The sequence below is a fragment of the Bacteroides sp. FSHCM14E1 genome (genome assembly GCF_019633785.1).
In the GTDB taxonomy this organism is placed as follows: Bacteria; Bacteroidota; Bacteroidia; order Bacteroidales; family Bacteroidaceae; genus Bacteroides; species Bacteroides hominis.
The window spans coordinates 38,418-53,684 of the sequence record NZ_JADKYL010000004.1 but is presented as its reverse complement, the minus strand read 5'-3'; the positions used below and the strand labels follow the sequence as shown (position 1 = coordinate 53,684).

The following is a 15,267-nucleotide window of genomic DNA, read 5'->3' as shown; positions in this document are numbered from 1 at the left end:
TAGACATTAACGCAGTAAATCATGAAAAAGAGAATACGAACTCTGATTATTATCTTATTACAAACTTTCATGCTTGTTCGTCTATCAGCCCAAACATCACATACCATTAGTGGTATCGTGAAAGACAAGGAAGCCGCTCCTATTTCAGGAGTAAGTATTCAGGTAGATGGTCAGAAATGGAAAGCCTCTACGGGGAAAGAAGGAAAATTCACACTGGAGATCCCACAAAATTCCATCATCACTTTTTCCTCCGTCGGTTATGAAACAGTCACTATTCACTCCGGTAAAGAAAAATGGCTGGAGATCATTCTCAAAGAATCACAAAGCCTGTTGCCCGAAATCATGGTTACATCCACATTAAAGAACAGTATGAAATTTGTTTTCGCTCCGTCCGATCTGGAATTAATCAAAGATATGCTCTATCTTAAAACCCGATATAAGATTCCTTCCAAACGATTTCAAAACGACTCCCGGGTTATCATTCAGCCAATTCTGGTAAACAGTAGCCAAGGAACCCGAAAAAACTTTTCCCCCATTGTATACGACGGTAAAAACTACGACATCCTGCTTCGCCGTGGAAATATCTGTGGTGATCCGTCAGAAAAAGAATATTATTCCCGTTTCGCACAAGTCATAAACCCTGACTCGATCTGTAATCAGACATTGACTTATGCCGATTCATGCACAGTAGATAACATCAATGACTTATACACAACAGAAGTGCATATCAAGATAAGTACTTTTTGTAAAGACGAATATCGGGACACAGTCCGTATCACAAACGGCATTATTTATCCGATGCGTTTTTTTAACTATAATCTGAGTGCAATGGATTTGGACAACAGTTATATACCCAAACAACCCCCTCTCAACTTCAATGAGAAAGGAGAAATGCATCTTCGGTTCCGTCCTGAAGATGCGAATATTTACGAAAATGAAGGAAGAAACGCTGAAGAACTCAGGAAAATGAGAAAAGCACTGGATGATATCGATAAAGATCGTACTAAAACACTGACAACTTTTCAGATCACAGGATACACTTCTCCCGAAGGAACGTATGAATACAATCTTAAACTGGCTAAAAAAAGAATGAAAAACGCAGCAGAGAAAGTATTCGAAAATATTTCTGAAGAAACAATCCGGAAGGCCAAAGTTGAAAATGATGCCATAGTAGAATCATGGAATACGGTTTGCGAACTAATGGAAAAAGACAGCATCAAAGAAGTTACCCAACTCAAAGATCTGATCAGACGCGCCCGGGGAAACCATAATGAAATATCCTGGGGGGCCAGACGAATGAAAATTTATCCGCTTATTCGCGACCGCTACCTACCCCGCTTGCGAAGAGTCGAATATTTCTACGAGTATTCTGAACTGCGTACACTCAACAGAGATGAAATCAATGCTCTCTATCGGAAAGACCCCAAAAAATTAACGGCAAGTGAGTTCTGGAGTTACATCATGAATCAAAAAGAAATCACTGACGAAAAAAGAGAAGCTTTATACAGAGAAGCCCTCTCGGTACATCCCGACCTAATGATTGCAGCCAACAATCTGGCATCACTCTTAATAAAACAAAACCGTGCCGATACAACTCTACTGAAACCCTTTATCACGCAGGATGCCCCTTCGGCCATACTGGTCAACCAAACTGTATCCTATCTACAAAAGCGGGATTTCAAAAAAGCAAACCATTTTGCAGGACTTCTGCCTGATAATAAAGAGACCGAAATGGTGAAAGCACTTGCTGCCGCCATGGATGGAAAGTATCAGGAAGCTTATCCCACTTTCGAGAAACAAGGGGGAATCAATCAGGTCATCCTACTGCTGAGCATGAAGCAAAACCAAAAAGCCTGGGAAATCCTGAAAAACATAGAAGATACTTCTCCCGAGACCGAATATGTCAGAGCAATCGCTGCAAACAGGTTGGACAACATAGGCGAAGCTGTTACTCACCTGAGGAACGCCATCGCCCAAAAACCGTCTTTAAAAGAAATTGCTTTAAAAGATGGAGACGTATTAGATTTACTGGATTTATTAGATATAGATAAGAAATAATGTATGAAAAAGAAAGCCTTCTTCCTACTTTTGCTATTGCTTATTCCGCTGCCCTCCATACTTTCACAAGAAATAGCATTGAGAACCAATGCCCTCTCCTGGGCAACCACCACTGTAAACCTGGGAGCTGAATTCAAAATCTCACCTCGGCTAACTGCAGGAACAGATATCATGTATAAAGGGTGGACTTTTTTATCCGACAATCGTAAAATGGGTGGTTTCTTAGTTCAACCGGAAATCAAATATTGGTTTTGCATCCCTTTCTATAAACACTTTATGGGACTTCATGCCCATTATGGCCAGTACAATGGAGGATTCAGTAAATATCGCTATCAGGGAGATTTATACAGGATCGGGATATCTTATGGCTACCAATGGATCTGGAAAAAACGATGGAACATTGAAGTGTCCGCCGGAATAGGATATGCATCTATAAATTATGATAAATATGAACGTCCCAAATGTGGATTATTCCTTGGACAAGACCATTCCAACTACTTCGGATTAACCAAGCTCGGATTCAGTCTTATTTATATACTCAAATAGCAAGTACTTTCCATAAATAATTTCATAGTTCTCTAAAAATCTAATGTTAAAAAGTAAGCGGATTGTCTGTGACGGATAATCCGCTTTTTATTCATTCATCCAGCAAAGCTTTTTTGAAATCATCAATCTTATGCCGTGCCTCAACAGGCATTTCCGGATAATGCAAATCAAGTTCACCCATGCGTTCACAAAGAATCCGCCCCACAGCATAACGCATGAACCATTTATTATCAGCCGGAATCACATACCACGGTGCATCTTCCGTCGAAGTATGAGTCAGCATATCCGAATAAGCCTTCATATAATCATCCCAATAGCTACGCTCTTTCAAATCGGAAGTAGAAAATTTCCAGTTCTTTGCCTCATCTTCCAGCCGTGCCAAAAAGCGTCTCTTCTGTTCATCTTTCGAAACATTCAGGAAGAATTTGATAACAATCGTACCATTCTCCGTCAGATAGCGTTCATAATCATTTATCTGACGATAGCGCTTTTTCCAGAATTTCGGAGTGACATCTTCCAAACTGGTGACACCCGGCAACTTATTAGACAAAATAATCTCAGGATGTACCTTGGCAATCAACACATCCTCATACTGCGAACGATTGAATATACCGATACGCCCTCTTTCCGGCAGGCATCTGTTGATACGCCAAAGATAATCATGGTCGAGTTCTTCGGCTGATGGTTGTTTGAAAGAGTATACCTGACAACCCTGCGGATTGATACCGGACATTACATGTTTAATTGTTCCGTCCTTTCCGGCAGCATCCATTGCCTGAAAAATGACGAGGACCGAATATCGGTCCTGTGCATACAGTTTCCCCTGCAAAGCAGAAAGTTTCTCAATATCTTCAGCCAGTAATGCCCCAGCTTCCTGTTTGGTCAAATCGCCTGTAAAGTGAGTATCAAATTCCGAAACGGTATGTTCCGCTCCAGGAGTAGCCAACAGCCTTTTCAAGATTTCTTTTTTCATTTCGCCAATCTGTTTATTATCTTCTTCGGACGTTATTTAGCTAATCACTAACCAATTCGATAATTGAAGTACTTTCCTGAAATCTTCTGGATGAATAGGCCATTGAGAAAGCGATATAGACCAACAGGGCAAGAGCAGTGACAACCAGCAACGTCCTGATTAGAATGAAATGCTGTCTTTGTTTTAACTCGTTTGTATCCATTTCTGATCCTTTCTTTTTAGAGTGCAACCTTTTACAGTGACACCTGTTATAATCCGGTAATAAAGATACAAAGAATCGGGCAAAAAAGTTTCATCCGATTAGCTAATTAAACCAAAGGAGGCTTAAATTCTATTCTTTACCTCCTGACTTTAAATTCTGCAACGAACGGACAGCTTCCCTAAACCCTTTTAACCGGTCACTGGTCTTATGATAAATAAAATAGTCTCCCAAAAAGCCAGCCAGTATCATCACACACAATGTTGTTCTAAAAAGAGGGTTATGCCATATACAGAAAAAGGCAATTATGACGGGAGTGATTGCCACATACGCAAAAATATATGTCAGATTCATCAACACCTTGTAAGATTGTAACCTCCTGTATTGTTGCTCTACATGTTCTGTTACAGTCTTTAAGGTATATACAATCCGAAACATGAGACTTTGCATAACCAAAAGCCATATCACCATTCCCAGCAAATACCATGAAATCCAGTCGGGAGCTACATTTCTCCAAAAGGTATAACATACCACACCCAGAAAGATACCTAAGACACCGAAACCGATCTTTTCCACACGCAATTGTTGCTGCAAATAGGTTTCTTTCTTTGACTGTATCATATCTATAATTATCTGGCGGTTGAGCAATTCATTTTTCTCCACCTGTTCGGAGAGTTCCATCCATTTTTGTTTTAATTCATCCAGTTCCATATTTGTTTTTTATTGGTTCGACATCTTCTTTAATTTCTCTTTGATCCGGTGTAACCTTACAGCCACAGTATTCCGGTTACTTCCGGTGATGGCTGCTATTTCTTCATAACTATTTTCATCCAGCCACAATAAGACAAACATTCGTTCATATTTATCCAGTTGACGTATTAACCGATACATTTCCTTCAACGACTCATAGCGCAAACAATCATCATACACTCCGAGTTCCATACTCAACGGCACATAATCCAATGCTTTCTTTTTTCGTAAATCCGAAATACAAGTATTCAAAGCTACACGATATATCCACGTAGACAACTTGCTTTCATTCCTGAATCCCGGATAAGAGCACCATAAGTTTACTACTACTTCCTGATAGAGGTCGTTCAAATCTTCCTGGTTGGAAGTATACATAAAACAAACTTTATATATAAGAGCTTTGTGTAAAGTCAACAGGTTTATAAAATCCTTTTCTATTTCCATGTTTCTTGTCTCTTTTAATCCATTAGTCGGTAAAAGAAGAAAATAGTTTCAGAGAAAAGAGAAATAAATTAAGATACATTACTTGCTTCCTCTCATACAGAAAATGGTTCTTCTTCAAATTTGGTGGTAAATTCTTTATTTCTTTATTTTCAAGTTGATAATTGTCCTTTTTGCTTGCTTTAATAAGAAAAAACAGACACCGGCTGAATAAGATAACGCAAGTTTCGGAAGTGAATTTGCGCCGTCCGGACCGGTATCTTCATCCTTATACCTTTCTTCAATTAACATTGTTAACGCCTTTTGCAGTTTGTCAGATTCTTGTGCGCAAATAACGAGTCTTTTGCATTTAAAGAACTTGTTATTCACATCCAAAGAACAAGCTTTAACTCTGTGTTAAAACAAAGCTTTTGAGGATAGAAATCTTACTTTTTAAAGATATTGATTTTCAGATGGTTTATTTTAAAATTTGCTTCTTCACCTCATGGATGGACTCTTCGGGGGAAAGCCGGGATACTTGCTTTTTTGTCAACTATAAACGAGGGCTTACACTTCCGAAAACGGAATTAAATTCCATGAGTAAAAGAAAACTTACCACCAAATTTGAAGAAGAACTCAGAAAATGCATTTCGATCTTCGATCTTCCATCTTCCACCCTTCATTTAAGAGGATTTATTCGTTATAAAGTCCTAATAAACAAGAAAATGACATTAATTACTTATCTCTTTGTATCATATAAAGCATTTTATTCTCCTTAGTATATTAAGCAAAAATGGTTTGAGTATTATCCTGTCCTGGGTACACAAACCCATGGAACCTCGTACCCGGGCTGAGATAAAGACATCGAAAAGAACAGTAATATTCTTATTTACAATGCATTATAAGCAGCACAAAATCGAGTTGTTTTATTAATAATCCGCATGTAGAAAAGGAGGTCCAAAAAATCTCATCAGCCTAAGAACTGATCAAGTAGTCACCGGATACTAAGTAACTAACTATCTGTCCATACACGCTATCTCAATGGCTTGTTCTTTATATTTCTTGGTTGTATTGAGCAGCGAACTGCCTACATAAAACAAAAACACCAGACTGACAATGGTCATCAATGTTCCTATCATGGCGAAACGACTTTTCTGCTGTAATTCTTCTCTACTCATAAGGCTTTTCTCTTTTAATTTTGACAGGACAAAGATAGCGGCAAGAATTTACGTTCTTTTTACAGGCTTGTGACAACATTGTTTAATCTCTCAACTTCTTCACCCAACCGGGAATAATTATAGCACCTATCAGCAAATACATGTAATAGGTAATAATCCGCCAAACGAAAGCAACAACCAAAGCCATGCCTGCCACATCAAAAAAATCGGTATAATATTCACGAAACATATATTCGCTCACTCCGCTGCCGCCGGGAGTAGGGCTGATAGTCATAACTACCCATAGAATCAGCTGACGTACAAAGGCCAACAGTTGGCTGCCCGAAGTGGTAAAGGCTATCAGCAAAGCATTGACTACCAGATAACGTGAAACCCAAGCCAAGCAAGTAATCCCAAAAGCTTTCAACCAAAAGGTAAAAGACTTCTGACTCATCTCTCTGGAACTTAATACCAGATTGTCCGTAAGTGTTTCGATGGCCTTGTGCCAACGTCGGAGCAGTGGCAAGCGGAAAATAGTGAGTAACAAACGTTTTACCCATTCCGGACGCCGGAACAAAGCAAGATACAACAGGAAAGTCCAGATCGTAACGACCCCATAAACCAGGAAAAACAGAATCTCAATTCCTGACGATAATATAGCCACATTACCAAACAAATCATCAAACGAAAATAAGAGTAAAACCAGCGGGCAGCCCAATACAAGAAACAATTCATCCAAAAACAGGCAGGAGATAGTCAAAGCTGTACTGCGTCCGGCATTAATGCCTTCTTTATTCAAAAATAACACAATCAGACTACTCCCTCCCACTGCAGAGGGAGTCACTGCCGATGTGAATTCACAAAGCATATTTACCCGAAATGCCTGACGCCAAGTCAATTCCCTGTCAGTAATAAAGCGGAAACGCCACATCAACCCACCGTCTCGCCCAAACATAAAAAGTATGGCAAGTAGCAATCCGCCTACCAGACGCCAGGAGAAATGAATATCACTGAAAAGTTCCGGATTGAACTCCCGGTAGAACAGCCACCCTACCACTGACAGCCCTATCAGGACGGGAAGCAGGATATAGCCGGCTTTAAAGGTTTTAATAGAATCTGACATGATTAAAAGAATTGGGATATTACAAGTTACCGGTTTTCTTTCCGTTTTATCAACCGGCTATAACGGTCGTACACCTCCTCGGTGACATCTTCCCACGAACGGGCAATGGTTCGCGACGCCTCCTCTCCCACTTGTCTGATCACGGCAGGGGCCTGCAATATTTCACGTATCCGACCGGCATAGGCATCCGTACTATTAAAACTCAGAAAACCATTTACCGAATCGGAAATAATTTCCGAAGCAGTCGAATCTTTGATAAGTATCGAAGGAGTGCCCAGAGCGGCAGCTTCACGCACTACCAACGGGGCATTATCATATAAAGAAGGAAAAAGAAAAAGATCGGTAGCCACATAATAGCGTTTCAAGACTTCACGCTCTACAATACTACCGACAAAAGTCACTTTGGAAGATAATCCCAACCCCGCCACTTTTTGTTTCAATTCATCATTTGCATAACCTGAACCTACAAAGTACATCCGGAAAGGAACATCCGGTAATAGTGCAAGTGCATCGAGCAAAAAGCCCAAATTCTTTTCCCAAATATGCTGACCGACAAAAAGAAACATAAACTCCCCGGAGCAGAGTCCCAGTTCGCGACGTGCCTCCCGCCGCATGGACTCCAATGAAGGGACACCCGCAAAATCATTTCCGTTATCCACCACTTCCACCCTACCTTTATACCCATACTCCCGCAAAGTTTCTTCTACGGCAGCCTGCGGAATCCACACTTCGTCGGCAGCTTCGTAAAAACGAATCACCTTTCGTATCAGATAGTCTACCAACAGACGGGAAGGAATGGCCCTCTCAAAATCCGCCCGGTACTTGGAGTGAAACGTAGCTACAACCGGAACATGTTGTTCTCTGGCAATCTGCATGGCCAGTGCTCCCGAAGAAAAAGGACAATGCGCATGTACCAGTTCAAATGAAAGCCGGCTGATACGCTCGTGAAAAGGCCAGTCGATGCGCGGAAAACCTAATCTGTAAGGCTTTCTCATAGGAATGGGAATGGATGAATACCGGTAAACCGGGTATTCTTCCGCATCTCTCGCATCAGGCGACTTAGGAGTCACTACACAAACATTCCCCGTCTTCTTATGCAGCCAGTAGGCATAGTTCTGTGTAGTAAGTGATACCCCATCCATGATCGGAGGGAAACAATCATTAAAAAGACCTATCATTGCATTCCATTATCTGTTTGCAAAGAAACAGCTTACGTATTACAATTGTTTGACGGACTTGTGACGAGAATGTTCTTCTTCTAAATCATTCACTTTCGATCGTCGGCATATCCCCATTATCATCAGCAGACTTATCCACTAATTGATGCATCTTTTCCCAATAATCAACCGCATCTCTCCGTTTAACCTTGTCCATATGAGCCGAAGGATCAAAAACAAAAGAAAGCTTAAAATCAGAACTGACAACCCGATTCTCTAATAGATAGAAAATGATATACTTGTTACGCTTACTATTCTCTTTGATCCTGATTCGGGGACACTTAATAGATTCATCGTAATAGTGCACAATGCGTTCGGTTATTCCCGATTCCAGACGGCATAAAGACAATGCATCACAGATGGTCTCCATCTGCCGGACGGTTTTCAAATTCTCAAAATCACTATTATGGTTCTCCCCGTAATATGAATCAGCATCAACCGCAACCGAGATCGTAGTATGGTTGTCAATTATAAATCCTTCTAACAGAAGAGCGATGTTTAGATTATCCCCGGACTCTCCCAGCATCCGAAGTGAATCGCGTGTTTGCTCCTTTTGTCTACTGAAGTCCAATACTTTACGAAGCCGTTCATCTATTGCCGGATGATCCGGACTGGCATATCCATACTTGAAACAAGGAACCTCGGGCTCTACCTGAAAATCGTTTATACGCCAGAGACGAAACCACGAATTGTTATTATAAAACATCTTTTGTGGCACACCCAGTTCGTCGAACATTTCTACCGTATCATATTCATCGACAGTTCCTGCTTGATACTTGCGAATCTTCGAAATAATACCGTTTTCGTGATGGTCTACTTCCACACGACGCAAAGAATCACTCTTGTAAAATAAATAAATGGTGGTATGATCCCGATCGTAACAAAAGGCTTTTTTGCAGTCAGCCAGTAAACCTACCACAGTGGGTTTATACCGTTTGTGAAGCAGAATATCGGCACTCCCGTCAGGGATGTCCCCCAATCGCATATCCATAAGGACATTATTGCACGGTTGCTCGGCACTTCCTCCAACGTAATGCCCATATTTGTTGAAATAGCGCACACCGACAACCCGGGCAGGGAAAGGAGAAAGGCGCATCTTATAATCATAAAACAGTGTTTTATCCGCATTATATTGGGGTCCTGCCCAGTATAAATCATTGACTCCACCCATTTCTCGCATATTTGCAAGCATAACATAACCCAATAGCAACACAGCACACAAAGTTGCAGGAATCTTTGCAATGCCCAGTACAACAGAGAAATTGCATACAGTCGGGCGCCACAAACAGCCACACCCGAAAGCAATGGCAAAAAATAGAACTACTTTCAAAGTTCCGTGAACAATTTTAGGATCGGCAGCCATCTGACACGAAGTCAGCAACATATAGGTCAACAGCCCATACACACACAACGACCCTATCGCCCAATATAAATGGTCCAAACCTTTCAGTCCAAATATAAAACTACAGGCTATAAACAGGAGAAACGGCAACGTCGGAATGCACCATAATATTGATACCAGGACAAGTGCCCCTAAATCAAAACCGGAAATCACATAACATAAGAGCATCAGAACCAATACCGCTCCCAAAATCCAAATCATTGTCAACAGATACGCATTCATTCTCTTCATTTTTCTTCTTTTTCTTTGAATGTATTCTACTCAATCATAGCCCATGACATAGAGAATACCTATTCCCTTATTCCCAAGTTCGCCATAATCGTCGGACCGTATTCAATACTATCACGACATACGGTTCCACAAATATATAGATTAATAGACAATCATTCATCCGAATATATCAGTAACTTCATTCACAGGCTCTCTTTTGAATACCTCACAGATACTCTTTCATTATTCAGAACTTAATTTCCGATCCATCGGCATCTCACTTATTTAGGATAACAACAGGCAGCTTCTTGAAACGAATAAATTAAATCTAAGCCTCTTGTTTACAGCCTTCTTTCTCTATTCTTTACTATCTTTCGGTTTTATTCCTTATCTTTGTCACCAAAACAATTAATCAAGGTCATTCTATGAAGTTCAAATCAACCTTTATGCTTGCATGGCTAGGACTCGGTCTTTGCACATCCTGCACCCCCGAAACTCCGACAGCCCCCCAAGACTACACTCAGTACGTAAACACCTTTATCGGAGCAGCCGACAACGGTCACACCTTCCCGGGTGCCTGCCTACCCTTCGGACTGATACAGGCAAGCCCGGAAACCAATGCCATCGGATGGCAGTATTGCTCAGGATACAATTATCAGGATTCACTGATCTGGGGCTTCTCTCAAACTCACCTCAATGGCACCGGATGTATGGATCTGGGCGACCTCCTTATAATGCCTGTCACCGGACAAAGAGTACGGGATGACTACAAAAGCGGTTTCTCTAAAAAGACAGAAAGCGCAACACCGGGATACTATACGGTAGAACTCGATAAATATAAAGTAAAAGCAGAACTGACCGCAACAGATCATGTAGCGCTGCATCGTTACACTTATCAGAATGCCGATTCAGCCTCACTGTTACTCGACCTTCAACACGGATTGGTATGGAATCCCCAACAATATAAATCGCACGTAAAAGCTTGCGAAATCAATTGGGAAGATGCTCAAACACTGACAGGACACGTGCGCAGCAGCGTATGGGTGAATCAGGATTTATACTTTGTAATGAAGTTCAGCAAGCCGGTGACCGATTCCATCTCCCTGCCAATGGAAGAAACTGAAAAAGGAAAACGTCTGTTAATGAGTTTCGACATGAAGCCGGACGAACAACTGCTGATGAAAGTAGCCATTTCTACAGTCGGTGTAGACGGTGCCCGTAAGAATATGGATCAAGAGTTGGCAGACTGGGATTTCGACGGTACAAGACAGAAAGCCAAGGACATCTGGAACAGTTACCTGAGCCGTATCGAAGTGACAGGTACTCCGGACGAATTGGAGAATTTTTATACCAGCTTCTATCATGCACTGATACAGCCTAATAATATTGCCGATGTAGACGGAAGATACCGTAACGCCAAAGACTCGGTAGTAAAATCAGCATCGGGAGTCTATTACTCTACCTTCTCGATCTGGGATACCTACCGCGCTGCCCACCCCTTCTATACATTGGCCGTACCCGAACGAGTAGACGGTTTCATCAATTCGATGATCGAACAAAATCAGGCACAAGGCTACTTACCTATCTGGACCTTGTGGGGCAAAGAAACGAATACTATGATCGGCAACCACTCTGTTTCGGTTATTGCCGAAGCTTATAAGAAGGGCTTCCGTGGCTTTGATGCCGAGAAAGCATTCGATGCCATCAAACAGACACTGACTGTTTCGCATCCGAAATCGGACTGGGAAACTTATATGAAATATGGTTATTATCCGACAGACAAGGTAGATGCCGAATCGGTTTCACGTACACTTGAATCGGTTTACGATGACTACGCCGCAGCTACAATGGCAGAGTTAATGGGTAAAAAGGAAGATGCGGAATACTTCAGTAAACGTTCACAATTCTATAAGAACCTGTTCGACAAGGAAACACAGTTTATGCGCCCGCGCTATGCCGACGGACGCTGGAAAACTCCTTTCAATCCCAGCGATCTGGCACATGCCGAAAGCCGCGGAGGCGATTATACTGAAGGAAATGCCTGGCAATACACCTGGCATGTTCAGCACGATGTACCGGGATTGATCGAATTATTCGGTGGTAAAGGGCCTTTCCTCAACAAACTGGATTCATTGTTCACTATCAAACTGGAAGGAAGCGGACTGGCAGACGTTACCGGACTGATCGGACAATATGCCCACGGCAACGAACCAAGCCACCATGTCACCTTCCTGTATGCTTTGGCCGGCAAGCCGGAACGCACTCAGGAGTTGATACGTGAAATCTTTGATACCCAATACAAAAACAAGCCCGATGGTCTCTGTGGAAACGACGACTGCGGACAGATGTCAGCCTGGTATATGTTCAATGCAATGGGATTCTATCCGGTCGATCCGGTGAGCGGGCATTATATATTCGGTGCTCCGCAGATGCCGAAAATAGTACTTCACCTGCCGGATGGAAAAACGTTCACAGTCATTGCCGAAAATCTGTCGAAAGAACATAAGTACATCGACAGCATCACACTGAACGGTGAACTTTATACCAAAAACTATATCTCCCACGAAGACATCGTGAAGGGTGGTACGCTGGTATATAAAATGAAATAACCAATTATAAACTCAAAGAAACAATGGACAAAAAGTTACTGATGATGGCGCTGTTGATGACAACAGGACTTGCCACACAAGCACAAGAGAGGCTGACGCAGTATCAGGTAAGAAATGCCATTACTGTACGCACTCCGATCATGAACGACAGTATCAACCCCAAAGGAGAAAAACACACCGCCAAAGCACTGCTGCAAACGCCGGTAATGCTTGACCTTGCCAATGCACCGACACAAATGCTGTCTGCCGATACAACAGGCTTGGTCACTTTTGCGAAAGCCGATAAAGACAATCTGCTTTATCTGTTGAAGACTCAGCTACGGGCCGAACGTTTCATGAAAGGTAAACTGAAAGTGACCTCCCCGGTCAGATGGGAGCTTTTCATCAACGGCGAATCGAAAATGGTGAAAGATGCTGCGGAAGACAGTATCTCCAAAGCAGCAACCAAAGAAATTGCCCTACGCCTGGAACCGGAAATGGATTATGAAATTGCCATTAAACTACTTTCAACCCCGGACGATAAGACTGCGCCTTCACTGAAGTGCGAACTGGTGAAAGATGATAAATTCAAAGAAGTGGCATGTAGCACCGATCCCGATCAGAAACACCGTTTCGCACTCGACAATACCGTATACGGCAACCGCGCCATTGCTGTTTCCGTATCACCGGACGGAAAATATCTGTTGACCCGCTATTGGGACAATCATTCGTTGAAACGTTCACGTACCTACTGTGAACTGACTGAACTGAAAACAGGAAAAGTACTTCTCACTAATCTGAGGGACGGCATGAGATGGATGCCGAAAAGTAATAAACTGTATTATACGGTAGTGGCATCCGAAGGAAATGACGTCATCACTCTCGATCCCATCACGCTGAAGGAAGAAGTTCTCCTGCAGGGCATTCCCGAGCAGGGTTTCAGCTGGTCGCCCAACGAAGACTTCCTGATATACTATCCTCGTGAAGAAGGCGTGAAAGATGATGGGCCGTTGAAACGCATTGTCAGCCCCGCCGACCGTATTCCGAATACACGCGGACGTAGTTTCCTGGCCAGATATGACATTGCCAACGGAACTTCCGAACGACTGACCTACGGCAATCACAGTACGTATATGCAGGATATCTCACCGGACGGCAAATATTTACTTTACAGCAGTTCGAAGGAAAATATCACGCAACGTCCTTTCTCTCTGAGTTCACTATTCCAAGTGAACCTTGAAACATTGGCTGTCGATACTCTGTTCTTTGAAGACCGCTTCCTCGGAGGAGCCAGCTACTCACCGGACGGCAGACAATTACTGCTCACCGCCAGCCCGGAAGCTTTTGACGGTATCGGCAAGAATTGTGGTAATCATCCGATCGCCAATGATTTCGACTCTCAGGCATTCATCATGGATTTAGCTACCCGCAAGATCGATCCGATCACTAAAGAGTTCAATCCGTCTGTCAACTTCCTGCAATGGAACAAAGGTGACGGGTGCATCTATTTTAGCACCAATGACGAAGATTGCCGGAACATCTATCGTTACTCTCCCAAAGACCGTAAGTTTGAGAAGTTGAATCTGGAGACTGACGTTACCAGTGCATTTGCCCTGTCAGAAAACAATCCGTCGTTGGCAGCCTACATCGGACAAGGATGCTACAATGCAGGAGTTGCTTATGTATACGACCTGAAAAAGAAAACCTCTCGACTGATAGCCGACCCGATGAAGCCTACCCTCGAAAAAATTGAACTGGGTAAAATGGAACCATGGAATTTCACTGCTTCAGATGGCACTGAGATTAAAGGTATGATGTGTTTGCCGCCTTCATTCGATCCTAATAAAAAGTATCCGCTGATTGTGTATTACTATGGAGGAACGACCCCGACAGAACGAGGCATCAGCAATCCGTACTGCGCACAACTGTTTGCTTCACGCGACTACGTGGTATATGTTATCCAGCCGAGCGGAACAATCGGATTCGGACAGGAGTTTTCAGCACGCCATGTCAATGCCTGGGGAAAACGTACTGCCGACGACATCATTGAAGGTACCAAACAGTTCTGTAAAGAACACCCGTTCGTGAATGATAAGAAAATCGGTTGTCTCGGTGCATCTTACGGTGGATTCATGACACAATACCTCCAGACTCAGACGGATATTTTCGCCGCCGCCGTTTCGCACGCCGGTATCAGCAACGTGACCAGTTATTGGGGTGAAGGTTACTGGGGATACGGTTATAATGCCATAGCCGCCGCAGACAGTTATCCCTGGAACAATCCGGAACTGTTCACCAAACAAGGCTCGCTCTTCAACGCCGATAAGATCAACACTCCACTCTTACTGCTGCACGGCACCGTAGATACCAATGTACCTATCGGTGAAAGCATCCAGCTATTCAATGCCCTGAAAATATTGGGTAAAACAGTAGAGTTCATCACTGTAGATGGAGAAAACCACTTCATTGCCGACTATCCGAAACGCGTGCAATGGCATAACAGTATTATGGCATGGTTTGCCCGCTGGTTGCAGGATAGTCCTCAGTGGTGGGAAGATATGTATCCGGAACGTCACTTGTAGAATATATCTCGCCACTGAGGCAGTGCAGTATGGGTATTATAA

Annotated in this window: 13 protein-coding genes; 4 read left to right on the top strand and 9 right to left on the bottom strand. The window is 42.7% G+C overall.

Features of this window, described 5'->3' with window-relative positions:
* The first annotated feature begins 21 nt into the window (after positions 1–21).
* Together ISX59_RS08000 and ISX59_RS07995 are read left to right on the top strand one after the other, a co-directional pair.
* Positions 22–2,058 carry a M48 family metallopeptidase gene (locus ISX59_RS08000; RefSeq protein WP_122296689.1) on the top strand — a complete coding sequence of 679 codons (2,037 nt, stop codon included), beginning with the start codon at positions 22–24 and terminating at the stop codon, positions 2,056–2,058.
* Between the two features lie 3 nt (positions 2,059–2,061).
* Positions 2,062–2,604 carry a DUF3575 domain-containing protein gene (locus ISX59_RS07995; RefSeq protein WP_005807828.1) on the top strand — a complete coding sequence of 181 codons (543 nt, stop codon included), beginning with the start codon at positions 2,062–2,064 and terminating at the stop codon, positions 2,602–2,604.
* A gap of 91 nt (positions 2,605–2,695) precedes the next feature.
* Here ISX59_RS07995 and ISX59_RS07990 read toward each other — a convergent pair whose 3' ends face one another.
* The 9 genes from ISX59_RS07990 to ISX59_RS07955 form a co-directional block, all read right to left on the bottom strand.
* Positions 2,696–3,577, bottom strand: coding sequence for a polyphosphate kinase 2 family protein (locus tag ISX59_RS07990; RefSeq protein ID WP_005780815.1), 882 nt, complete (start codon positions 3,575–3,577; stop codon positions 2,696–2,698).
* 40 nt (positions 3,578–3,617) lie between these two features.
* Positions 3,618–3,779 carry a hypothetical protein gene (locus tag ISX59_RS07985; protein WP_005780817.1) on the bottom strand — a complete coding sequence of 54 codons (162 nt, stop codon included), beginning with the start codon at positions 3,777–3,779 and terminating at the stop codon, positions 3,618–3,620.
* Between the two features lie 129 nt (positions 3,780–3,908).
* Positions 3,909–4,487 (bottom strand): hypothetical protein, encoded by a 579-nt coding sequence (locus ISX59_RS07980; RefSeq protein ID WP_005780818.1) that lies wholly within the window; start codon positions 4,485–4,487, stop codon positions 3,909–3,911.
* A gap of 9 nt (positions 4,488–4,496) precedes the next feature.
* Positions 4,497–4,970, bottom strand: coding sequence for a sigma-70 family RNA polymerase sigma factor (locus ISX59_RS07975; protein ID WP_005780820.1), 474 nt, complete (start codon positions 4,968–4,970; stop codon positions 4,497–4,499).
* Positions 4,971–5,105: 135 nt separating this feature from the next.
* Positions 5,106–5,336 (bottom strand): hypothetical protein, encoded by a 231-nt coding sequence (locus ISX59_RS21210; RefSeq protein WP_032542965.1) that lies wholly within the window; start codon positions 5,334–5,336, stop codon positions 5,106–5,108.
* Between the two features lie 626 nt (positions 5,337–5,962).
* Complete coding sequence (locus ISX59_RS07970; protein ID WP_005780825.1) at positions 5,963–6,124, bottom strand: hypothetical protein; 162 nt, start codon at positions 6,122–6,124, stop codon at positions 5,963–5,965.
* A gap of 82 nt (positions 6,125–6,206) precedes the next feature.
* Positions 6,207–7,226: a lysylphosphatidylglycerol synthase transmembrane domain-containing protein gene (locus tag ISX59_RS07965; RefSeq protein WP_122296688.1), complete on the bottom strand. Its 1,020-nt coding sequence runs from the start codon at positions 7,224–7,226 to the stop codon at positions 6,207–6,209.
* A 26-nt stretch (positions 7,227–7,252) separates the two neighbouring features.
* Complete coding sequence (locus tag ISX59_RS07960; RefSeq protein WP_005807832.1) at positions 7,253–8,404, bottom strand: glycosyltransferase; 1,152 nt, start codon at positions 8,402–8,404, stop codon at positions 7,253–7,255.
* A gap of 85 nt (positions 8,405–8,489) precedes the next feature.
* On the bottom strand, positions 8,490–10,076 hold the full coding sequence (locus tag ISX59_RS07955) for a hypothetical protein (protein WP_005780829.1): 1,587 nt from the start codon (positions 10,074–10,076) through the stop codon (positions 8,490–8,492).
* 404 nt (positions 10,077–10,480) lie between these two features.
* Here ISX59_RS07955 and ISX59_RS07950 point away from each other — a divergent pair, with 404 nt between their 5' ends.
* Together ISX59_RS07950 and ISX59_RS07945 are read left to right on the top strand one after the other, a co-directional pair.
* Positions 10,481–12,664 (top strand): GH92 family glycosyl hydrolase, encoded by a 2,184-nt coding sequence (locus ISX59_RS07950; protein ID WP_188521204.1) that lies wholly within the window; start codon positions 10,481–10,483, stop codon positions 12,662–12,664.
* A gap of 23 nt (positions 12,665–12,687) precedes the next feature.
* Entirely contained in the window at positions 12,688–15,225 is a 2,538-nt protein-coding gene (locus ISX59_RS07945; RefSeq protein ID WP_220575797.1) for a S9 family peptidase, read from the top strand.
* The last annotated feature ends 42 nt before the right edge of the window (positions 15,226–15,267 follow it).